The 21,533-nt window shown below is 64.0% G+C and carries 19 protein-coding genes and 2 pseudogenes; 7 read left to right on the plus strand and 14 right to left on the minus strand.

Annotation, left to right across the window (positions count from 1 at the left end; genetic code table 11):
- Window positions 1–34 precede the first annotated feature (34 nt).
- The 11 genes and pseudogenes from ACTJGZ_RS07960 to rpe form a co-directional block, all read right to left on the minus strand.
- On the minus strand, window positions 35–1,276 hold the full coding sequence (locus tag ACTJGZ_RS07960; RefSeq protein WP_441662401.1) for a M20 family metallo-hydrolase: 1,242 nt from the start codon (window positions 1,274–1,276) through the stop codon (window positions 35–37).
- On the minus strand, window positions 1,273–2,514 hold the full coding sequence (locus ACTJGZ_RS07965; RefSeq protein WP_441662402.1) for a diaminopropionate ammonia-lyase: 1,242 nt from the start codon (window positions 2,512–2,514) through the stop codon (window positions 1,273–1,275). Before ACTJGZ_RS07965 ends, ACTJGZ_RS07960 begins: the two co-directional genes overlap by 4 nt.
- A 44-nt stretch (window positions 2,515–2,558) precedes the next feature.
- On the minus strand, window positions 2,559–3,407 hold the full coding sequence (locus ACTJGZ_RS07970) for a MurR/RpiR family transcriptional regulator (RefSeq protein ID WP_441662403.1): 849 nt from the start codon (window positions 3,405–3,407) through the stop codon (window positions 2,559–2,561).
- A 242-nt stretch (window positions 3,408–3,649) separates the two neighbouring features.
- A complete protein-coding gene (trpC, locus tag ACTJGZ_RS07975; RefSeq protein WP_441662404.1) occupies window positions 3,650–4,438 on the minus strand; it encodes an indole-3-glycerol phosphate synthase TrpC in 789 nt (262 codons plus the stop codon).
- Window positions 4,435–5,469 carry an anthranilate phosphoribosyltransferase gene (gene trpD, locus ACTJGZ_RS07980; RefSeq protein ID WP_441662418.1) on the minus strand — a complete coding sequence of 345 codons (1,035 nt, stop codon included), beginning with the start codon at window positions 5,467–5,469 and terminating at the stop codon, window positions 4,435–4,437. Before trpD ends, trpC begins: the two co-directional genes overlap by 4 nt.
- Before the next feature lie 29 nt (window positions 5,470–5,498).
- A complete protein-coding gene (locus ACTJGZ_RS07985) occupies window positions 5,499–6,068 on the minus strand; it encodes an anthranilate synthase component II (protein WP_441662405.1) in 570 nt (189 codons plus the stop codon).
- 472 nt (window positions 6,069–6,540) lie between these two features.
- Window positions 6,541–8,727 carry an LTA synthase family protein gene (locus ACTJGZ_RS07990; protein WP_441662406.1) on the minus strand — a complete coding sequence of 729 codons (2,187 nt, stop codon included), beginning with the start codon at window positions 8,725–8,727 and terminating at the stop codon, window positions 6,541–6,543.
- A 239-nt stretch (window positions 8,728–8,966) separates the two neighbouring features.
- Window positions 8,967–10,049 (minus strand): annotated as a pseudogene (locus tag ACTJGZ_RS07995) (anthranilate synthase component I family protein); the annotation flags it as partial.
- 12 nt (window positions 10,050–10,061) lie between these two features.
- Window positions 10,062–10,532, minus strand: a pseudogene (locus ACTJGZ_RS08000) (anthranilate synthase component I); the annotation flags it as partial.
- A 242-nt stretch (window positions 10,533–10,774) separates the two neighbouring features.
- A complete protein-coding gene (locus ACTJGZ_RS08005; protein ID WP_441662407.1) occupies window positions 10,775–11,458 on the minus strand; it encodes a phosphoglycolate phosphatase in 684 nt (227 codons plus the stop codon).
- 28 nt (window positions 11,459–11,486) lie between these two features.
- Window positions 11,487–12,203 (minus strand): ribulose-phosphate 3-epimerase, encoded by a 717-nt coding sequence (gene rpe, locus ACTJGZ_RS08010; protein ID WP_441662408.1) that lies wholly within the window; start codon window positions 12,201–12,203, stop codon window positions 11,487–11,489.
- A gap of 253 nt (window positions 12,204–12,456) precedes the next feature.
- Between rpe and apaG the strand changes: the two genes are divergently transcribed.
- The 6 genes from apaG (at window position 12,457) to ACTJGZ_RS08040 (ending at window position 17,845) form a co-directional block, all read left to right on the plus strand.
- Window positions 12,457–12,837 (plus strand): Co2+/Mg2+ efflux protein ApaG, encoded by a 381-nt coding sequence (gene apaG, locus ACTJGZ_RS08015; protein WP_441662409.1) that lies wholly within the window; start codon window positions 12,457–12,459, stop codon window positions 12,835–12,837.
- An 83-nt stretch (window positions 12,838–12,920) separates the two neighbouring features.
- Window positions 12,921–14,255: a murein transglycosylase A gene (mltA, locus tag ACTJGZ_RS08020; RefSeq protein ID WP_441662419.1), complete on the plus strand. Its 1,335-nt coding sequence runs from the start codon at window positions 12,921–12,923 to the stop codon at window positions 14,253–14,255.
- Complete coding sequence (locus tag ACTJGZ_RS08025; protein ID WP_441662420.1) at window positions 14,252–15,415, plus strand: FAD-dependent monooxygenase; 1,164 nt, start codon at window positions 14,252–14,254, stop codon at window positions 15,413–15,415. The genes mltA and ACTJGZ_RS08025 overlap by 4 nt, the downstream gene beginning before the upstream one ends.
- Window positions 15,416–15,460: 45 nt before the next feature.
- Complete coding sequence (locus ACTJGZ_RS08030) at window positions 15,461–16,207, plus strand: DsbC family protein (RefSeq protein WP_441662410.1); 747 nt, start codon at window positions 15,461–15,463, stop codon at window positions 16,205–16,207.
- A 55-nt stretch (window positions 16,208–16,262) separates the two neighbouring features.
- Window positions 16,263–17,411 (plus strand): AI-2E family transporter, encoded by a 1,149-nt coding sequence (locus tag ACTJGZ_RS08035; RefSeq protein ID WP_441662411.1) that lies wholly within the window; start codon window positions 16,263–16,265, stop codon window positions 17,409–17,411.
- A gap of 44 nt (window positions 17,412–17,455) precedes the next feature.
- Window positions 17,456–17,845, plus strand: a complete 390-nt coding sequence (locus tag ACTJGZ_RS08040; RefSeq protein WP_441662412.1) for an OsmC family protein — start codon at window positions 17,456–17,458, stop codon at window positions 17,843–17,845.
- A 98-nt stretch (window positions 17,846–17,943) separates the two neighbouring features.
- On the opposite strand, the gene fabI is transcribed toward ACTJGZ_RS08040, so the two are convergent.
- The 3 genes from fabI to gloB all read right to left on the minus strand — a co-directional run bounded on the left by fabI (window position 17,944) and on the right by gloB (window position 21,114).
- Window positions 17,944–18,729: an enoyl-ACP reductase FabI gene (fabI, locus tag ACTJGZ_RS08045; RefSeq protein WP_441662413.1), complete on the minus strand. Its 786-nt coding sequence runs from the start codon at window positions 18,727–18,729 to the stop codon at window positions 17,944–17,946.
- A gap of 100 nt (window positions 18,730–18,829) precedes the next feature.
- Window positions 18,830–20,245 carry a LysM peptidoglycan-binding domain-containing protein gene (locus ACTJGZ_RS08050; RefSeq protein ID WP_441662414.1) on the minus strand — a complete coding sequence of 472 codons (1,416 nt, stop codon included), beginning with the start codon at window positions 20,243–20,245 and terminating at the stop codon, window positions 18,830–18,832.
- Window positions 20,246–20,295: 50 nt separating this feature from the next.
- Window positions 20,296–21,114 (minus strand): hydroxyacylglutathione hydrolase, encoded by an 819-nt coding sequence (gene gloB / locus ACTJGZ_RS08055; RefSeq protein ID WP_441662415.1) that lies wholly within the window; start codon window positions 21,112–21,114, stop codon window positions 20,296–20,298.
- A 14-nt stretch (window positions 21,115–21,128) separates the two neighbouring features.
- On the opposite strand from gloB, the gene ACTJGZ_RS08060 reads away from it, so the two are divergent.
- Window positions 21,129–21,533 (plus strand): class I SAM-dependent methyltransferase (locus ACTJGZ_RS08060; RefSeq protein ID WP_441662416.1); only part of this gene is annotated, 405 nt, incomplete at its 3' end.

Here is a 21,533-nt window from a genome sequence, read left to right on the forward strand (position 1 = left end):
GTGGAGTCTCCTTGTGATTATCTTTTGGGGCGCGTCAGGATTGCGCCAGTTCCAGTAGCAGGTCGAGCAGAATGGCAGCGCCCGCGCCAATGTCGCCGTCCTGCGTGAATTCGGCGACGTTGTGCGAAAGCCCGCCGACGCTGGGGACAAAAATCATGCCGGTCGGGCACAGGCGCGCCAGCATTTGCGCGTCATGGCCAGCCCCGCTGGGCATGCGGCGCACGCTGTGGCCGTGGGCCCGGGCAAGTGTTTCGACCCGGCTGATGATGCGTTCATCGAAAGCGACCGGCTCGAAGTCGGCCAGGATGCGGTGCGTGATCTGCACGCCTTCTCCGGCCGCCAGCGCGTCAGCCTGCGCCAGGCACTCGGCGACAGCCTGGCGCAGCGCCTGGCCGTCGGTATTGCGCAGATCCAGGGTGAACGTGGCGCGATTGGGAATGACGTTGATCAGGCTGGGATGCAGCTGCAAATGGCCAACGGTAGCCAGCTGGCCGCCGCCCATGCGCCGCGTCAGGTCACGCGCAAAGCAGGCAATGCGCGCGGCTACCAGACCGGCATCGTGCCGCAGCGCCATGGGGGTGGTGCCGGCGTGATTGGACGTTCCTTCAACAGTGAACTCCAGCCAGTGAATGCCTTGCACGCCAGTGACAGCGCCTATGGCTGTGTGTTCATGCTCCAGCAGCGGGCCTTGTTCGATATGCAGTTCGACAAAGGCATGCACCTGATTGCTGCCCACCGGGGCAGGGCCGTCATAGCCGATGCGGCGCAGGTTGTCGCCGACAGTCGTGCCGTCTATCCCAACGGTATCCAGTGCCTGCTGCAGCGCCATACCGCCCTGATACACCAGGCTGCCCATCATATCGGGGGCGAAGCGCGAGCCTTCTTCGTTGGTGAAAAAGGTGACGGCCAGCGGCCGGCGGGTCTGTATGCCCGCATCATTAAGGGCGGCCATGACTTCCAGCCCGGCCAGCACGCCGAGATTGCCGTCATAGCGGCCGCCAGTGCGTACCGTGTCGATATGCGAGCCTGTCATGACTGGCGGGCCATCTTCCTGCCCGCGCCGCAGGCCGGTGACGTTGCCGATGGCGTCCACGGTGATGTCCAGGCCCAGTTCACGCATCCAGCCGGTGACCAGGTCGCGGCCCTGGCGGTCTTCGTCCGTCAGGGCAAGGCGGCAGACGCCTCCGCCAGCAATGGCGCCGACTTGGCCCAGTTCGGCGATGCGGGCCAGCAGGCGCGCCAGATTGATGCGGGGTGCCGGGCGCTGGCGGTTCATGCTGGCTCTCCGATGTCTTCCGGCTTGCGGCCCACGATCTCTTCATACAGCACAGGGTCTGTGGCGCCTTCGCTGCCGAACAGCAGGATGCGGCTGTCGGCGTTCAGGCCGAGCGCCGCCCTGGCCCCGGGGTCGGCCAGCGCTGCCAGCGCGCCCGCCAGGCCCGCCACCGCCGATTCCCCTGCGACCAGGGGCGCATCCCCGTACGGGCTGTCGGCCAGCAGGCGCACGGTATCCAGTGCCGCTGCGTCATCCACCGTCAGAAAGGCCTGCACGCCAGGGTGCAGGATTTCCCAGGCCAGCAGGGACACTTCGCCGCAGGCCAGCCCGGCCATCACGGTATCCAGTTCACCATGCACGGCGACAGGATGACCGGCTTTGGCGCTTTCATAGAGGCAGGCGGCCTTGTCTGGCTCGACCACGATAAAGCGCGGCCTGCGTTCGCCCAGATGTTCCCAGAAGTGCGCGCAGACCGCTGCCGCCAGCCCGCCGACGCCGCCTTGCAGGAACACATGGGTGGGCAGGACGCCATCATCTGTCCGGGTAATCTGTTGCAGCGCTTCGTCGGCCATGACGCCATAGCCTTGCATGACGTCCTTGGGGACATCCATATAGCCGGGGTAAGACGTATCCGACACGACAAAGCGGTCCAGGCGCGCAGCATCTTCCGCCGCCTGGCGGACGGAGTCGTCATAGTTGCCGGGGGTGCGCACAACTTGCGCGCCATAGCTTTCGATGGCGGCTTTACGGCCTTCGCTGACGGTGGCATGGATGTAGATCACGCATTGGCAGCCGAAGCGCTCGGCGCCCCAGGCGACAGAGCGGCCATGATTGCCATCTGTCGCGCAGGTGACGGTCATGCTTTGGGTCAGGTCACGGTAACGGCCTGACAGCAGGTCTTCTATGCCCAGGTCTGTCCTGCCCAGGCGCTGATTCAATTCGCGCAGCAGCAGGCGGCTGACCGCATAGGCGCCGCCCAATGCCTTGAAACTGCCCAGGCCGAAGCGGTGCGCTTCCTGTTTGTAGAGAATCTGGCGCACACCGGCGGCGGCGGCCAGTCCGGCCAGGTCGCGCAGCGGTGTTGGCGCATAGCCTGGCCAGCGGCGGATTTGCTCATTGGCTTGCTGGAAGGCGGCGCCGCCAAGGATGGCTTGCTGCGCCGGGCCATAGGGCGCCTGCGGGGCGAAGTCGGTATTGTGAATCCAGTGCAGGCGGGCGTTGGGCAGAATGGTGGACAAGAGAGTCTCCTGGTTTATCAGTATCGTTATGGGCGCGTGAAGTGTCAGTGCTGCAGATCGCCGTAGAGATCGTGCAGCGATTCGATATTCTTCAGGCGTTGGCGGGCGGCATCGCCCAAGGTGTGCGTGAGGACCGCGCACAGGTGATTGATGAGGCTCATGGCGGCGATGTAGGAGTCGAAGACGGCCGGGCTGCGGTTGACGCAGCGCAGGACGACATCGGCGCGCGCCGGCAGTTCCGTTGCGGTCGGATCGGTCAGCACGATGACTCGGGCGCCGACGCGGCTGGCGTGTTCGACTACCGGCTTGAGCAGAGTGACGCGGCGCCGGAAATCCATGACCAGCAGCACATCGTCCGGCCCCATGTCAGCCAGGTCTTCCGCCAGGTTCAGGCCGGCGCCCGGCGCCAGCGTCACGCCGTCGCGCAGCTGGGTCAGCAAGGCCCAGGCATATTGCGCCAGCACGCGGCCATTACGGAATCCCGCGATCCAGACCCGGCGCGATTGCGCCAGCATTGAAACCGCAGTTTCAACATCGCGGCCGTCCAGCCGTTCAAAGGTTTGCGCCAGGTTTTGCAGGTCGGTGGCAAGATGGGCGGCCAGGGCATCGCCGGACGCATCGGGCGGACGGATGCCGGCCATTTCATACAGCGGGGAGCCGCGTTCGGCTTCGTCGCGGGCTTGGGCGCGGATTTCATTGAAATTCTCATAGCCCAGGCGCCGGAAGAAACGGCTGGCGGTCGCCTTGGATACACCGGCTTTCTTGGCCAGATCCGCGCCAGACCATGCGGCGATATTGCCCAGGCATTCCAGCGTGACATGGGCCAGGCGTTGTTCGCTGTCGGTAAAGCTGTCCTGCAAGGACAGGATGCGTTCCTGCAAAGTGGAAGTCATGATCGCCATGCTCTAATGAAACTGTAGTTTCAGTAGAATAGTTTTGTGAAACTATGGTGTCAATAAAAAATGCAGGGGCAGGACTAGGGAGTTATCCCAGGGGGGAATCAGCGGGCCAGGCCCGCCGGCGGGGGCGAGCCTGATGCGATGGGCTTGATGGGCGGGCAGCAGGAGCGGCTGCTGCCGGGGGTACCGCAGCGGCCTTCAGGCCGCAACAGAGCTGGCGTGGTGCTGCGCCGGTCTCAGGCGACGAGCCGGGCCAGTTCGGCGCCGGGTTCGGCGGCGCGCATGAAGGTTTCACCGATCAGGAAAGCCTGCACGCCATGTTCGCGCATGCGGCGGATGTCTTCGGCGCTGCTGATGCCGCTTTCCGTGACAACACGCTTGCCGTCCGGGATGCGCGGCAGCAAGTCCAGTGTGGTTTGCAGGCTGGTTTCAAAGGTCCGCAGGTTGCGGTTGTTGATGCCCAGCAGCGGGGTATGCAGCTTCAGGGCGCGATCCAGTTCTTCCGCGTCATGGACTTCCACCAGGACATCAAGGTCCAGCGCCCTGGCGCAGTCTTCCAGGTCACGCATTTGCGAATCGCTGAGCGCAGCGGCGATCAGCAGGATGCAGTCGGCGCCCATGGCGCGCGCCGCGACCACCTGATAGCTGTCGATGACGAAATCCTTGCGCAGCACAGGCAGGCTGCAGGCGGCACGCGCCTGGCGCAGGTGATCGTGAGAGCCCTGAAAGAATTGCACATCGGTCAGAACAGACAGGCAGGCTGCGCCGTGGGCGGCATAGGACCCGGCGATCTCGGCAGGGGCAAAGTTTTCGCGGATGACGCCTTTGGACGGCGATGCTTTCTTGATCTCCGCAATGACGCCGGGGCGGCCGACGGCGATGGCGTCTTCGATGGCGCGGGCGAAGCCGCGCACATCCTTGCGGGCCTGGGCTTCACGCAGCAGTTCGGCTTCGCTGCGCAATTGGCGGGAGGTCGCGACCTCTTCTTTTTTTACTGCCAGGATACGGGTAAGGATATCGTTCATGCCTGTCGTCCTTTGCGCGTAAAGGCGCAGAATTCTTCCAGCTTGGCGCGCGCCGCGCCGCTGTCCAGTGCTTCGCCGGCCAGGCGCAGGCCGTCCTCGATCGAGGCGGCGCGGTTGCCAGCGTAAATGGCGAGGCCGGCATTGAAGGCGACGATGTCGCGCGCGGTGCCGGGCTCATTGTTCAGGGCGGACAGTACCATGTCGCGGGACTCTTCGCGGCTGGCGACGCGGATGCTGCGGTTGGATACCATGTTCAAGCCGAAGTCTTCGGGGTGGATCTGGTATTCGGTCACGATATCGTCCTTGAGTTCCCCGACCAGGGTAGAAGCCCCCAGTGACGCTTCGTCCATGCCGTCCATACCGTGGACGATCAGCACATGGCGCGAACCCAGGCGCTGCAACACACGCACCAGGATGCCGACCAGATCGGGGTGGAACACGCCCATCAATTGGTTGGCTGCTTTGGCCGGGTTGGTCAGCGGGCCCAGGATGTTGAAAATGGTGCGCACGCCCAGCTCTTTGCGGATGGGCGCGACATTTTTCATGGCGCTGTGGTGGTTGGGGGCATACATGAAGCCGATGCCGGTAGCGGCCAGGCTTTCCGCCACGGCCTGCGGCGGCAGGTCGATATGCGCGCCCAGGGCTTCCAGCACGTCGGCGCTGCCTGACGAGGAGGAGGCGCTGCGGCCGCCGTGTTTGGCGATGGGCACACCGGCGGCTGCCGCGACGAACATGGAGGCCGTGGAAATATTGAAGGTATTGCTGCCATCCCCGCCGGTGCCGCACATATCCAGCAAGTCTGCGGTATTGGGCGCCATGACGGGTGTGGCGAATTCGCGCATGACCTGCGCGGCAGCGGTGATTTCACCCACGGTTTCTTTCTTGACGCGCAGGCCCATCAGCAGGGCGGCCATCATGGGCGGCGAGATTTCGCCGCGCATCAGGCTGCGCATCAGGGTGAGCATTTCGTCGTGAAAGATCTCGCGGTGCTCGATACAGCGGACCAGTGCTTCTGTCGGAGTGATGGGCATGGGGGTGCTTGCAGACGGTGTCATGACGGTCAGTCCTGCGTCAGAAAATTGCGCAGCAGGGCATGGCCGTGTTCGCTCAGAACCGATTCGGGATGGAACTGTACTCCGTATATCGCTAATTCTTTATGGCGGATACCCATGATTTCCCCATCTTCCGTTTCCGCGGTGATTTGCAGGCAGTCGGGCAGCGATTCGCGCTCAATGGCCAGCGAGTGATAGCGGGTGACGGTATAGGGCGACGGCAGGCCGCGGAAGATATCCGTGCCGGTATGGGTGATGGGCGAGGTTTTGCCGTGCATGATCTGCTTGGCGCGGATGATTTTGCCGCCATAGGCGGCCCCGATGGATTGATGCCCCAGGCACACGCCCAGGATAGGGATGCGTCCGGCGAAGCGCTGAATGGCAGCGATGGAAATGCCGGCTTCGGCCGGCGAGCAGGGGCCGGGCGACACGCAAATGCGTGCCGGGGCCATGGCTTCGATCTCGTCGAGCGTGATTTCGTCGTTACGGGCGACTTTCACTTCTTCGCCCAGTTCACCGAAGTACTGGACCAGGTTGTAAGTGAACGAGTCGTAGTTGTCTATCATCAGCAGGGCCATGATGGCGATCCTTGTGTCTTTGCGGTATTCGGTTGCCGGCGTGCAGACGGAAGTGGCTGCGCCGGGAAAGTCTGTGCAAGGTTCAGTGCTTGCCTGAGGAGGGCAAGGGCCGCCATCGGCGGGCCAACGCGGGATAGGCGCGCACGCAGCCAGCCTGCCGGCGCTGGCCGGAAAGAAAGAGGGCGGTGGGGGCATGTGGCACTGGCAATCTCCTGAGCGTTGGAGCCGCCGTACCGGGAATCAGAATAAAAAAACGCCTTGTATCCACCCGAAACGGCGGCAAGGCGTTGTTTTTGAACCGTAACGTCGAGCCGCTTCCTATTGGAAGCGCCACCACTGGCAAGCGAAGGACGTTGCGTAACGATTCATGAATTCAGTCTGTGCGTGATGAAAGTCTTGCGCCAGCCGGGATAGCACGGCTGGGCGGCAGGCCTGGCTGCTGGGCGTTCAGCGCCGCTGGCAGGACAGGCATTCAGTCGATTGTAGCGGCAGCTTTGTTGTCTGTCGAGGTGTGTGCGGCAGGGGGGCGGGCGTCCGGCAGCGGCGGCGGGGATTGCAGCGCTTCCGAGCGGATGCGCCAGTCCCGCAAGGCCAGTTCGGCGCGCTGTTTCTGCCATTGGGTTTGCAGGGCGTAGCTCGGGGCGGCGGCCGCTTGCAGCTTGCCGTCGGCGCCCCAATGGTAGAACTGCGGGTGTTCCATGCCGATTACCGCGCCTTCGGCGCTGATGAAAACCCCCATGCCGGCAGCGGCATCATCACCGATGAACGACAGGGCCACCGGCGCGGCGGTATCCGCGTAGAGATCCCGGCCGCGCGTGGCGATCCGTGTGTCTTGCAGGGAGTGCGCCATCAGCGTGGCAAAGATATCCTGATGGCTGGCCCATTCGCCGGTGTGGGCCTGTCCGCCCAGACGGTAGGGTTCGGGCAGCCAGATGATGATGGGAACGCCATATTTGAAATTCAGCTGGCTGGCATCGGGGTAGGCGAAGATCTGGCGCGTGTTGTGGTCGCCGGTGGCGGCGAACAGGGTGTGCGCCATGACGCCGTCGCTGTCCAGCTGGTCCAGAAAGTGGCCCAGGGCATCGTTGGCGTACTGATAGGTGGACATGATGGTCCGCCCCTGTTCGGCATCGACGGCCATGGCGCTGCCCAGGGTGCCAGGGTCCAGCACCGCGGGCTGATAGCCCGGGGGGGTGCGGAAAGGCGGGTGATTGGTGGTGGTCAGCATGACCAGCATGAGCGGTTTGCCGGCGGCTTCGGCTTGCGCCACGATATCCCGGGCATAGCGGAACATCCATTCGTCATCCACGCCCCAGGTGTGGGTGGTGGCTTGCGGATAGCGTTCAAGAATGGCGCTTTCGCCCAATACCTGGTCGAAGCCTTGCTGCAGCAGGGCGGTATCCAGTTTGCGCCAGCTATCCTGGCCCGCGCTCAGGAACACCGTTTGGTAGCCAGCATCGCGGTAGGCCTGGGCCACCGAGCTTGAATAGCCGTGGTAGCCGTAGCGGCTTTGCATCAAGGGGGTGATAGGGCTATCCAGCAGCAGGCCTTCCAGGCTTTGGTAGGTGCCGTGCTGGTAAGACAAGGCCTGGCTGAAATAGTCCGCCTTGCCGTGCAGCCAGGGGCGCAGGCGCCCCAGCAAGTCATTGCGGGCCGGGTCATCATATTCCAGCAGATGCCGTCCCCAGCCTTCCATGACGGCCACCAGCACGTTCGGCTGGCGTGCCTGCTGCCAGGCCTCCTGGGGCGGCAGGGTTTGCTGCAGGGCGTTCCGGGCGCGCTCGGCGGCTTGGGCGGCGTTCAAGCTTTCATCGGCACTTTGCAGGCCGGCCTGTTGCAGGGCGTCTTGCAGGGATTCCAGGCCATAGAACTTCATGCCGGCTTCCGGGGTGCTGCCCATATCCGAGGCATTGCGTTCCTTCCAGGCCATTTGCAGGGCGACCCAGCCATTGGGCACCAAATTGTTGACCAAGGCATCGCTGGAGACGGCCATATGCATGGTGCGCAGCGGGAAGGTGCCCAGGCTGCCGCGCGCCAGGCCGGCGGTGAGCAGCAGGCTGGCAATGGCCAGCGCAGCGAGCCGCCAGCCGCTCAGGCCGGTGCTCAGGCGCCGGGCCCACCAGCGGGCGATGAATACTTGTATGGCTGTCAGCAGCAGAATGCCGCCTACGAGCCAGATGACCGGGAAATCGTTCCAGAGCGTGAGGGAAACGGCGGCTGTGTCATCTTCGGCAATGCCGAAGATCAGGCCGTTGATGGGGCTGTTGTAAAACTGGAAGTAGTAGTAGTTGACTACCATCAGCAGGTTGAGCAGCAGCATGACCAGCACTTGCCAGCCGGATAGCAGCTTTTGCCAGAAACGCCGCAGCCCGGCGGGCATCAGAAAGGCCAGAAACAGGGGCAGCCCCAGCAGAACGGCCAGGTTCTTGATGTCGAAGCGCGCGCCCATCCAGAACGCCCGCGTGATGTCCTGGCCCGAGGGATGCCACTGCGCGGGGGCCTGACCCATCATCAAGGCCAGGCGGCCCAGCGCCAGGCCCAGCACGGCAAGAATCAGGAGAGTCCAGTATTGGCGGTGCAGGCGCAGCCAGGGCATCCATTTCTGGTTGTTCTGATTGCCTGTTTGCCTGGCCGTTTTGGGGCCGGTGGATGCGTTCATGCTTCAGTTTGATGACAAGTCTCGGACGGGTGCTGATTCTACCCCTTGCCCAGCCTGGCGCCAGGACAGGTTTGCAACAGAAAAAAGAGCGGCGCGCCCGGCATGAAACGTCAGAGGCCATGGCGGGGCGCGGCCAGTGCGGCCAGCGCTGGCCGGCAGTGGCCAGAATGCCGCAAGGCTCCCGGAGGAGCCTTGCGATGGTGTCGCGGCCAGCGCGGCGCGTCAGGCGGGCCGGAGGCTCAGTCGGCGCTATCCAGGCCTTCCTGCACCTGTTCCGCGGCGCGCAGCACGGCGCGGGCCTTGACCTCGGTTTCTTTCCATTCCATTTCGGGGTCGGAGTCGGCAACGATACCGGCCGCCGCCTGGACATACAGCGTCCCGTTCTTGATGACGCCGGTGCGGATGGCAATGGCCAGATCCATTTCGCCGCCGTAGCTGAGATAGCCTGCCGCGCCGCCGTAGATGCCGCGGCGCACCGGCTCCAGTTCGTCTATCAGTTCCATGGCGCGGACTTTGGGGGCGCCGGTCAGGGTGCCAGCCGGGAAGCTGGCGCGCAGCACATCCATATTGCCGATGCCGGGGCGCAGCGTGCCGGCGACATTGGAAACCAGGTGCATGACATGGGAGTAACGCTCGATGGTCATGGTATCCGTCACTTCCACGCTGCCGGGTTCGGCCACGCGGCCGATGTCGTTGCGGGCCAGGTCGATGAGCATGACGTGCTCGGCGCGTTCCTTGGCGTCGGCCTGCAGTTCGATGGCCAGCGCGGCATCTTCCTCAGGCGTGTTGCCACGGCGGCGGGTGCCGGCCAGCGGGCGTATCGTGATGCGGCTGCCGGTTTCCAGCGGGGTGGCGGCCGGTGAACTGGAAAAGGCCGGGACCGGGCCGGCGGACTGGGGCAGGTTTTCCTGCCGCACCAGAATTTCCGGCGAGGCGCCGACCACATGGAAGTCGCCGAAGTTCCAGAAGTACATATAGGGCGAGGGGTTGAGCGAGCGCAGCGCACGGTAGAGAGACAGCGGCGCATCGCGGAAAGGCTTGGAGATCACCTGGCCGACCTGCACCTGCATCAGGTCGCCTGCGGCGATGTATTCCTTGGCCTGGAGCACGGCTTTCAGATAGTCAGGCTTGTTGAAGTCGCGTTGTTCCTGGGTGCGGGTGCTGGCATGGCTATAAGGCACTTCGACCGGGCGGCGCAACTGGGCGCGCAGCGCCTTGAGGCGCTGCTGCGCGCGGGCATAGGCTTCCGGCAGGGTGGGGTCGGCGTAAACGATCAGATAGAGTTTGCCGCTGAGGTTGTCAACGATGGCCAGCTCATCGACATGCAGCAGCATGATGTCCGGCACGCCTTCTTCCATCCCGGCAGGAAAGGGTTTGACGGCCGGGCCCAGGCGCTTTTCGATGTGGCGGATGGTGTCGTAGCCGAAATAACCGGCCAGGCCGCCCGCGAAGCGGGGCAGTCCGGGGCGCAGGGCAACTTTGAAACGTTGCTGGTAGGCCTCGATGAAGGCCAGCGGATCGCCCTGGTGGCGTTCGACGATTGCGCCGTCGCGCAGGACTTCCACTGCTTCGCCGCTGGCGCGCAGAACCGTGCGCGCCGGCAGGCCGATAAAGGAATAGCGGCCAAAGCGCTCGCCGCCGACGACGGATTCCAGCAGGCAGCTCATGCGGCCCTGGCTGCCGCCCTGGTGCGCCAGTTTCAGATACAGCGACAGCGGCGTATCCAGGTCGGCATGGCTTTCGGCGATCAGCGGAATGCGGTTATAGCCTTGAGCGGCCAGGGCCTGGAATTCAATCTCGGTCATGATGGGGTCTCTCCGTGGATACTGGGGAGGCCGGGCGCGCACAAAAAAGCCCGGCCAGAAGGTGGGCCGGGCGTGTGATCTTTTTGCTGCGTCGGGCTGGCACACAGAGGCGCCAGCCGGAGGTCGTCACCAACACCCGGACATGCTGCGCCACCAGCGCCAATTGGCGCGTGCGGAACGGGATGCGGATGTGATGAGCATGGAAATCAGTCTGGAATCTTGAAGGGGGATTCGATAGAGGTTCAATGCTGGTTGCGGCGGGCAATCCACCCGGCTGCTTCCAGCAGTGTGTCCACTATACCATCGACATCCAGCGTCTGCACATCCATGCCCTCGTTATAGCCGTAGCTGACGGCCAAGGCCGCGCAACCGGCGGCGCGGGCGGCCTGGGTGTCATTGATGGAGTCGCCGATCATGACCGTGGCGGCCGGGACGGCGCCCGCCAGCTGGCAGGCATGCAGCAGGGGTTCGGCATCCGGTTTCTTGCGCGCGCAGGTATCGCCGCAAATCACGATGGGAAAATAGCCGGATAGTCCCATGCGCGCCAGCAGCGGCGGCGTATAGGCCTGCGGCTTATTGGTGACGACCGCTAGCCGCAGGCCCTGGGCCTGCATGGCGTCCAGCCCGGCGATAACGCCGGGGTAAATCCGGGTCTCGGCCCCATTGAGCGCGCGATAGTGATGCTGAAAGCGCGCCAGCGCCTGTTCAAAGCCGTCGGGCAGCGCGCCGTCCAGCGCGGCCTCGCCCGTCATGGCGCGGCGCACCAGCACCTGCATGCCTTTGCCGACAAAGGTTGCCAGCAGCGCCAGCGGCAGCGGCGGCAGGCCGAGATCGGCGCGCATGTGATTGGCCGCATTGGCCAGATCCGGGATGGTGTCCAGCAGGGTGCCGTCCAGGTCCAGCAATACCAGCTCGATGGGATTCATGTCAGGCGCAGGCGTCAGGGTTCAGGGGTCAACAGGTTTGCAGAGCGCCGTCGGCGCGCGCCATTTCCGCACGCATGGCCTGGATTACGGCGGCATAGTCGGGCTTGCCGAAAATGGCGGAGCCGGCCACGAAGGTATCGGCGCCCGCGGCGCGGATGGCGCCGATGTTGTCAACTTTCACGCCACCGTCGATCTCCAGCGCGATAGGCTGTCCGCCCTGCGCCGTCCAGGCGTCGATGCGGGCGCGCGCTTGGCGCAGTTTGGGTAGGGTGGAGGGCAGGAACGCCTGGCCGCCGAAGCCCGGGTTGACCGACATCAGCAGCACCAGGTCGAGCTTGTCCATGACATGGTCCATCCAGTCCAGCGGCGTGGCCGGGTTGAACACCAGGCCAGCCTTGCAGCCATGATCGCGGATCAGCGACAAGGTACGATCCACATGCCGCGAACCTTCAGGGTGAAAACTGATGATGTCGGCGCCAGCCTTGGCGAACATGGGGATCAGGGCGTCCACCGGCTCGACCATCAAATGCACGTCGATGGGCGCTTTGACATGGGGACGGATCGCCTCACAGACCAGCGGGCCGATGGTCAGGTTGGGAACGAAATGGTTATCCATGACGTCGAAGTGGATCCAGTCCGCGCCCGCAAGCAGGACATTGCGCACTTCTTCGCCCAAGCGGGCAAAATCGGCGGACAGTATGCTGGGAGCAATGCGGGCGGGCGGCAAGGACGTTTGTTCTGGCATGATAGCGGCCTGGAAGGCAAGGAATGGCGGCGCGGGATGACCGCGCAGAAATTGCGTGACAAGCCGGGGCGGCCGGAAGGCATGGCCCTGGCGGGTGGCTGCCGCGCCGTATTCCGATGCAGGCAAGGGCTGCAATATGGAAAAAAGCTCAGGCAAGCAGCCGACATTATTGCAGTTTTGGGGGGCAGGGACGACGTTTCGCATCTTCCCCGTGTCTTGTTGAACGGCGGCAGCCATGAGGGGGGAGTGTGAGATGCAGGATAAAACCTATGATTTGACCGTAACGGTAGTGCCGCGTTACGTACCGGAACAGTCGCAGCCGTCGGCTGGCGAGTATCTGTTCGCCTATACCGTTACCATTGCCAATACCGGCAGCCGTCCGGCGCAAGTGATTGCGCGCCACTGGATCATTACCGATGCCGCGCAGCATCAGCATGAGGTGCGCGGGCTGGGGGTCGTGGGCAAGCAGCCGCTGCTGGGGCCGGGCGAATCTTTTGAATACACCAGCGCGTGTCCGTTGAAGACGCCTGTTGGGACGATGCGCGGGACGTATCATTGTGTCGGGGAAAATGGTATTCCCTTTGATGTCGCCATACCGGAATTCATGCTGGCGATGCCCAGCACCCTGCATTAACAGGGCCGCCGGGCGCACGGAAAAACTTCAAGCGCCGCTCTAGTGGCGGTCCTATAATGCCTCCAGAACATACCGGGCGGTTCATGAAGCTGACGCGTTTACTTCCATTATTGATTGGTGGCGCCGCATTGCTGGCGTCTTGCAGCACAACAGGGCCTGCGCCTGAGGGCGGGCAGTCTGCGGGGCCGGCGGCGGCAGGGGCGGCGGGTGAAGCGGCCGCCGAACCGCGCAGCCTGTTGCCCTTGCGTGTGCCTCCTTTGGCCAGCTTGCGGGATACGGCGGCGCGCCGGCTCGATGGCGGCTGGGCGCGCGCGGATTGGGCAGAGCTGCCCGGCTGGGGCAACGAGCCCATGGATCAGGCCTGGGTGGCCTTTCTGCGCAATTGCGCTGGTCTGATGCGGCCTACTGGCGGTTCGCTGACAGCACCGGCGCGTTCGGCGCCGCGCCCCTGGCATGCCGTCTGCGCGGCGGCTGCCGACCCGGCGCAGGCCCCGGCGGCCAACGATCCGGCTGCCATCCGGCGCTTCATGCAGCAGCATCTTCAGCCCTGGCGCCTGGATGACGGCAAGGGGGCGGCTGCCAATACGGTGACTGGCTATTATGAGCCCCTGGTGCGCGGTTCGCGGGAACGCGGCGGCGCGTATCAATGGCCGCTGTACGCCGTGCCGGCTGATTTGCTGACGATAGACCTGGGGGCGGTTTACCCCGAACTGGCGGGCAAGCGCGTGCGCGGCAAGCTGGTGGACGGCAAGCGCGTGGTGCCTTATGACACCCGGGCCGAGATTGCGGCCGACCGCGCGCGGCAGCCGGCAGCGATTGTCTGGGTGGATGATCCTGTTGATGCCTTCTTCCTGCAAATCCAGGGTTCCGGCCGTGTCTTGCTGACTGGCGGCCCCGGCCAGGGCGATACCTTGCGCCTGGCGTATGCGGACCATAACGGGCGGCCTTACGCCTCGATTGGACGCTGGCTGGCCGATAAGGGCGAACTGCCGCTGGCGCAGGCGTCCATGCAGAATATCCGCGCCTGGGCGCGCCGCAACCCGGCGCGTGTGCAGGAAATGCTCAATGCCAATCCGGCCATGGTGTTTTTCCGTGAAGAAGTCATCAGCGACCCGTCCGAAGGCCCCAAGGGCGCCTATGGCATCCCGCTGACCGGGCAGCGTTCGATCGCGGTGGATACCAGCTATGTGCCGCTGGGCGCGCCGGTTTTCCTGTCCACGACTTTGCCTTCGTCCAATCAGCCGCTCAACCGGCTGGTATTCGCGCAGGATACCGGGGCAGCCATCAAAGGGGCTGCGCGGGCGGACTTTTACTGGGGCTTCGGTGACGAAGCGGGTGAGCAGGCAGGCCGCATGAAGCAGCGCGGCCGCATGTGGGTGCTGTGGCCCAAATCGGCCGGGCAGCCGGCAGCGCGATGATGGGCGGTATCGTCATTTGCGGCGCCGGCAATGCCGGCCTGGCGACAGCGCTGGCGCTGGCGCGCCAGGGCCAGCGCCCTGTCATTCTGGCGCCGCGCCGCCCGGTGCCGCCGCCGCAGACCGACCTCTACCACGCCCGCGTCTATGCGATCTCTCCGGCGAGCCAGGTCTTTTTGCAGGAACTGGGCGTGTGGGACGCGCTGGAACCCGGGCGTGTAGCGCCTGTGGCAGGCATGGAAATTCATGGCGATGCCGATGGCCGCCTGGATCTGCATGCCTGGCAAGCCGCCCGGGATGCCCTGGCGTGGATTGTGGAATCCAGTGAGATTGAACGTGCCTTGCAGCAGGCGGTGCGCGTGTTTGGCCTGGAATGGCGCGATGAAGAAGCCGTGCGCTATGACGCTGGCGCGCTGTTTACCAGCAAAGGCGCCGAATTGCGGCCGGATTTGCTGATCGGCGCGGATGGCGCGCGCTCCCGGTTGCGGGCGCATGTCGGCGGCGTCAGTTCGCGTGCCTATGGCGCCACAGGCCTGGTGGCGCATCTGGATGCCGAACTGCCGCATGGCGGCATTGCCCGGCAATGGTTCCGTGATGATGGCGTGCTGGCCTTGCTGCCGCTGCCGGATACGGCGCAGGGGCCGCAGGTGTCCATGGTCTGGTCCATGCGCGATGAACATGCCCAGGCCATGAAGGCATTGCCGGCGGAAGAAGCCGCGCACGCCTGGGAACGTCGCCTGGCGCAGGCCACGGAGGGTGCCCTGGGGCGCCTGAGCTTGCGCAGCGCGGTGCATGGTTTTCCCCTGACGCTGGACCGTACCGATATGGTTGGCGAACGTCTTGCGCTGGTCGGCGATGCGGCCCATCGTGTGCATCCGCTGGCCGGGCAGGGTTTGAACCTGGGGCTGGGCGATGCGCGTGAGTTGGCCGCCATCGTAGGCGGCCGGGAAGATTTTCGTCTGGCGGGCGACCCGTTGTTGTTGCGGCGTTACCGCCGCCGGCGTGCCGAAGCGGTGGGCGCGATGGCATTGGCGACCGACGGCCTGCATCGTTTGTTCGAGGCGCAGCCGGCCCCGCTGGCCTGGTTGCGCAATACCGGCATGTCGCTGATCGGGCGCCTGCCCGGTTTGCAGCGTCTGTTGATCGAGCAGGCTTCACGCTAGAAATCACAGGGACGCGTCCCGGAACGAATCAGGAGAACACCTTTCATGTCAGTCCTACAATGCCGCCGCTGGTTTGCTGCCCTTGCTGTTGCGACGGCAACCTTGCTGGCGCCAGCCGTGCAGGCCGCGGATGCGCCGGATGCGCAAGCGGCAGCGGTGGGCCAGCGGTTTGCGCAGCGATTCGATGGCGTGCAGCCGGACGAGGTGCGCAGCGTCGGATATGGCCTGTATGAGGTGCGCCTGGATGACGGCCTGTTTTATACCGATGCCGATGTCAGCTATCTGATGCAGGGCTATCTGGTGGATGCGGCAACGCGGCGCAACCTGACGCAGGAGCGCATGGAGCAGTTGTCAGCCATCGCGTTCGACGAGTTGCCGCTGGATCTGGCGATCAAGCAGGTGCATGGCGACGGTTCGCGCAAACTGGCGATTTTCGAAGACCCGAACTGCCGCTACTGCAAACAGCTGCGCCAGACCCTGGCGGGGATAGACAATGTGACGGTGTATGCTTTCCTGATGCCTATTCTGTCGCAGGACTCGCATGAAAAAGCGCGTTCGGTGCTGTGCGCCAGGGATCCGGCTGCCGCTTGGGATGCCTGGATGCTTCAGGGCATTGCGCCTCAGCCCAGGCGCTGCGATGCGCCGCTGGACAAACTGCTGGCCCTGGGCAAACGCCTGAATGTGCGCGGCACGCCAGCGATTTTCTTCGAGGACGGAACCCGGGCGCCAGGCGCCTTGCCGGCCGATGAGCTGAAGGCGCGCCTGGACCGTGCCCAGCAGGCCGTTCGTTAAGTCTGACGTTCGTTAAGCCCTACGTTCCCCCGCACGCTATCAGGAAGCCGAATCTATGTCTCTGCCACCAGTTTTTCCCGCGCAGGTCATTGCGCGCTGGCTCCTGATACTGGTGCTGGTTGCCGGGGTCTATTTTTTCGGCAGTTTCCTGGTACCGGCCTTGGCGGCGCTGATTATCGGCATTGCGTCCTGGCCCTTGTATTCGCGCTGGGTCAGAGTCTGCAATGGGCGCACAGCGCTCGCGGCCAGCGGCGCGCTGCTGATTGTGGTGCTGGTGCTGATTGTGCCTTTGTCCATGGCACTCTCTTATGCCATCCAGGAAGCAGGCAATGTGCTGGGCTGGCTGCAGGGCGCCAATCGTGATGGCTTGCCTGTGCCGGAATGGCTGGCCGCGCTGCCTGTCGTGGGTGAGCGCTGGGCCGGTTACTGGCAGGAGCACCTGGGCGAGCCGCATGCCCTGGGCTATTGGGTGCAAGTGCTGAGCGGCCAGCACCTGGGCAATATTTACCGCTGGGTATTGTCGGCGACGGGCAATCTGTTCCATTTGGCGCTGACGGTCTTGTTCATGCTGATTACGCTGTTCTTTGTCTATAAGGACGGGACCGCGGTCGTGACGCAGCTGGATCTGGCGGGCGAGCGGATTTTCCCGGCGCGCTGGCAGCAGTTCTCGCGCATGGTGCCCGCCACGATAGGCTCCACCGTGACTGGCATGGGGGTCATCGCCATCGGTGAAGGGGTCGTGCTGGGGATTGCCTATTGGGTGGCCGGGGTGCCGTCACCGGTGCTGCTGGGCGTGATTACCGGTTTCATGGCCTTGATCCCAGGCGGCGCGCCGCTGTCGTTCACGCTGGTGTCCTTGTACCTGATGGCGTCCGGCGATATCGTGGCAGGTGTGGGTTTGCTGGCCTGGGGCAGTATCGAACTGTTCATTGTGGATAAAACCTTGCGCCCGCGGCTGGTGGGCGGGCCGGTCAAACTGCCTTTCCTGCCGACGTTTTTCGGCCTGGTGGGCGGGGTGAAAACCATGGGTTTTGTCGGCCTGTTTGTCGGGCCGGTATTGATGGCGCTGCTGGTTGCCATGTGGCGCGAGTGGTTGCGCAACATCCGGCTGGAGCGGGCGCGCAAACAGCAGAACAGGCAGGTTCAGGACCGCAGCAAAACCGCGGCCGCCGGCGGGGACGCCGGAGACGATCAAGGGGTTTGACCCGTCCTGCAGTCTGACGGGCTTTTTCACATCGAGAGGACATCATGAGCATCAGCATCCGTCAGAACGAAGCATCCGCCTTGCGCCTGACCGCCGTCGCGGCTGGCCATGAATTGGCGCTGGATATGCCCGCGCCGCAAGGAGAGGGGCCTGACCCCCACGACTATTTCGATACGGCGCTGGGAGGCTGCAAGGCCATGACTGTCCTGCTGTATGCGCGCCGCAAGGAGTACCCGCTGGAAACCGTCGAGGTGAAGGTGGAGCGCGATGCCAGCCGCGAACGGGCGGGCGTGTATGGCCTGTCAGTGACGCTGACGCTGCATGGCAATCTGGATGACGCCCAGCGGCAGGATTTGCTGTCGATTGCCGACCGCTGCCCCATTCACAAACTCATGACGCAAACCGAAGTCGAAGTCACCACGCGCCTGGGCTGACAGCAGCCGGGCGTCTGGCAGCACGCGGGGATGCAAAAAAAATGGCGCTGAAGGGCCGATAGCCTTTCAGCGCCATTTTTGGCTGGCAGTTACCTATATCAGGCTTGCATGCCCGGCACGACTGTCGAGAAGCCGGCGTCCACGTGGGTGATTTCACCCGTGATGCCTGCTGCCAGATCGGACAGCAGGAAGGCGGCGGCATTGCCGACATCTTCGATCGTCACGTTGCGGCGCAGCGGCGCCGTCTGTTCGACAAACTTCAGAATGGACGAGAAGTCCTTGATGCCGCTGGCCGCCAGAGTTTTGATCGGGCCGGCGGAAATGCCGTTGGCGCGGATACCCAGCGGGCCGAGGTTGTTGGCCAGGTAACGCACACTGGCTTCCAGCGAGGCCTTGGCCAGACCCATGGTGTTGTAGTTTGGCACCACGCGCTCGGACCCCAGATAGGTCAGGGTGAGCAGCGCGCCGCGGCGGGCTTGCAGCAGCGGCAGGGCGGCCTTGGCCAGTGCCGGGAAGCTGTAGGCCGAGATATCGTGCGCGATACGGAAACCTTCACGCGACAGACCGTCGAGAAACTCTCCGGCGATGGCTTCACGCGGCGCAAAACCGATGGAGTGCACCAGACCGTCCAGGCCGTCCCAGCGTTCGCCCAGCGTGGCGATAGCGCTGTCGATGCTGGCATCTTCGGCGACATCGCAGGGCAACACGATATCGCTGCCGAAATCGGCGGCGAATTCCTTGACGCGATCAGCGAAGCGGTCGCCGACATAGGTGAAGGCCAGCTCGGCCCCTTGCTTGTGGCAGGCTTGCGCGATGCCGTAGGCAATGGAGCGGTTGGACAGGACCCCGGTAACGAGAATGCGCTTGCCGCTAAGAAAACCCATGTGTGTGTATCCTGAAAATTAACGAAGGCAAAGGGCCGGACAGGGCCGACCACTTTGCAATCATACCGCCAGGGCAGCGCCTGGGCGGAAAGGATGGTGTTTACCCGCGCGAATTCGTGCCGGGGATACGCAGTTTGCGGCCCACGGCAAGGTTGCTGCCCTTGAGATTATTGAGGCGGCGCAGGGTGCTGACATCGGTGCCATAGCGGCGCGCAATGGTAGAGAGCGTATCGCCGCGGCGCACGGTGTGCGAACGGACGGCGGCGGCACGGGCCGGGGCGGCGCGGGTGGCAGCTGCGACCGGCACCACGGGCGCCAGCGAAGCGAACTTCACCTGATTGCCCGGCTTGGCAGGCAGCAGCAAGGGTTGGCCGCTGGCGGTGCGCTGGCGGGCGCCCAAGCCGTTGAGGCGGCGCAGTTCCGCTTCGGAAATGCCGTGTTCGCGGGCGATGTCGCTCAAGGCCTGGCCACGCTGCGGGTGATAGGTTTTCCACGCGCTCAGTTCGCCTTTGTAGGCATTGAGATTGGCGTAGAAAATCTCGACCCGGTCCAGCGGCAGGATCAGCGTGGTGCTTTCCGAGCCGGGAATGATGGGCAGGTTATAGGAAGGGTTGAGCGCGCGGAATTCTTCCAGCGGCATTTCCGCCAGTTTGGCGGCGATGTCGATGTCGATATCGCGGGTCTTGGCAATGGTGGTGAAGTAAGGCGTGTTGGGAACTTCGGGCAGCGCGATGGCGTACTGCTGGGGCATGGCCACGATATTCTTGATGGCCTGCAGCTTGGGCAGATAGTTGCGCGTTTCGTCCGGCATGTTCAGCGACAGATAATCCGTCGGCTGGCTGGCCGCTTCATTGCGTGCCATGGCCCGGCGTACCGAACCTTCTCCCCAGTTGTACGAGGCCAGGGCCAGATGCCAGTCGCCTTGCAGTTCAAACAGGTATTCCAGGTAATCCAGCGCGGCGCGCGTGGAGGCGATGGGGTCGCGGCGCTCGTCGCGCCACCAGTCCTGCTTCAAGTTGAAGTTCTGGCCGGTGGCGGGCACGAACTGCCATAGCCCGGAAGCATGCGCGCGCGAGTAGGCGTCCGGGTTGTAGGCGCTTTCGACGAAGGGCAGCAAGGCCAGCTCCGTCGGCAGGCCGCGGCGGTCGATTTCATCGAGGATATGGTAAAGATACTTGCCGGCGCGATCGGCCATGCGTTGCACATACTCCGGGTGCGCGGCGTAGTAGTCCGTCCACTTCTGTACCAGCGGCGTGTCCAGATTGGGGATCGCAAAGCCCAGGCGGATGCGTTCCCAGGCGTCGGAAGCCGGACGCGTCAGGTCGATGATCCGCGAGCTGTCGGCCATGCGTGCTTGCAGCAGCGTGGCGCGATTGGTTTTTTGCTGGGGGGGGGAAGTGCGTGCGATCAGGAGCGACAGGGGGTCGTCGGTTTGGGCCGTGTGCTGTTGGGAGGGGCTGGCGCAACCCGCCAGGACGGCCAGGCACAACGGTAGGATGAATTTGATCAGTTTCATGCGTGTCGGTCTGAATTCGGTTGGCGCGGCTGTTGCGGCGTTGGCCGCATTCAGGCTGCATTCTTCCATTCACGCAAGGCAGCGAAGACATCCACACTATTGGAAAGCGAGCGCTGCGACCACTGCTGGGCAGCCTGCATAACCTGGGGATTGCCAAGGCGGAGGAAGGGATTAATGGCGTATTCTAGTGCGAGCTGAGTGGGTATTGTGGGAATTCCGTGATTTCTAAGCTCGGATGCACGATTTTTCCATTCTTTTAACTTCTGATTACCGGGATCTACCTGCAAAGCCCAGTCCAGATTGGACAGCGTATATTCATGCGCACAGCACACCAAGGTGTCTGCTGGCAGGCTGGCGAACTTGGCCAGCGAGTCGTGCATCTGGCGCGGCGTGCCTTCGAACAGACGGCCACAGCCGCCAGAAAACAGGGTGTCGCCGCAAAACAGAATTGCTTGTCCGGCCAGGGTGCCGCTATAGGCAATATGCCCGGCAGTGTGGCCCGGAACATCCAGGACGCGCAGCGTCAATGTCGGGTCGCTGAGACAGACGCTATCGTTCTCGCTGAGACGGACATCGCAGATCGGCAGCGTTTCGGTTGCCGGCCCGTAAACCTTGGCGCCGGTGGCTTGCGCCAGTTCCAGTGCGCCGCCGACGTGATCGCCATGGTGATGGGTGAGTAGAATGGCAGCTAGCTGCAGGGGATGGTGTTCCAGGAAATCGAGAACAGGGCGCGCTTCGCCTGGATCCACCACAACGGCATGGCTTGAACCGGCGGCCAGCCAGATGTAATTATCCCGCAGGGCGGGCAGCGGGAGCAGCGCGCCGGGCGTGACAGCGTCGGAAGTCTGGGGCGTTGTCGAAAGAATCATGGGGATATGTTCCAGTGACTGACGAAAGCACTATCAGTAATTTGGGCGAGTGGCTGGCCACGCCGCCGGGGGAATATGTCCGCGCCTGGGAACAGGCTCAGTTCGATGCCATGGTAGCTGATGTTTTCGGCTACCAGGCCTGGCAGGTGGGGATGCCGCAGCTCGATGCACTGAAGGATAACCGCATGCCTTTCAAGGCTTATGCGGGCATGGCCTTGCCCGCGGCGGGCAGCGGCTCCTGGCAGGCGCGCATTCAGGCGGATCCGGAAGCCCTGCCGTTCGCGACGCAAAGCATAGACCTGCTGGTGCTGCCGCATGTGCTGGAATTTTCCAGCCGGCCGCATGAAGTCTTGCGCGAAGTGGACCGGGTTCTCGTGCCTGAAGGGCGGGTGGTCATTTCGGGTTTCAACCCATGGAGC

Origin of the sequence: Kerstersia sp. (genome assembly GCF_052103615.1) — a bacterium.
GTDB lineage: Bacteria > Pseudomonadota > Gammaproteobacteria > Burkholderiales > Burkholderiaceae_B > Kerstersia.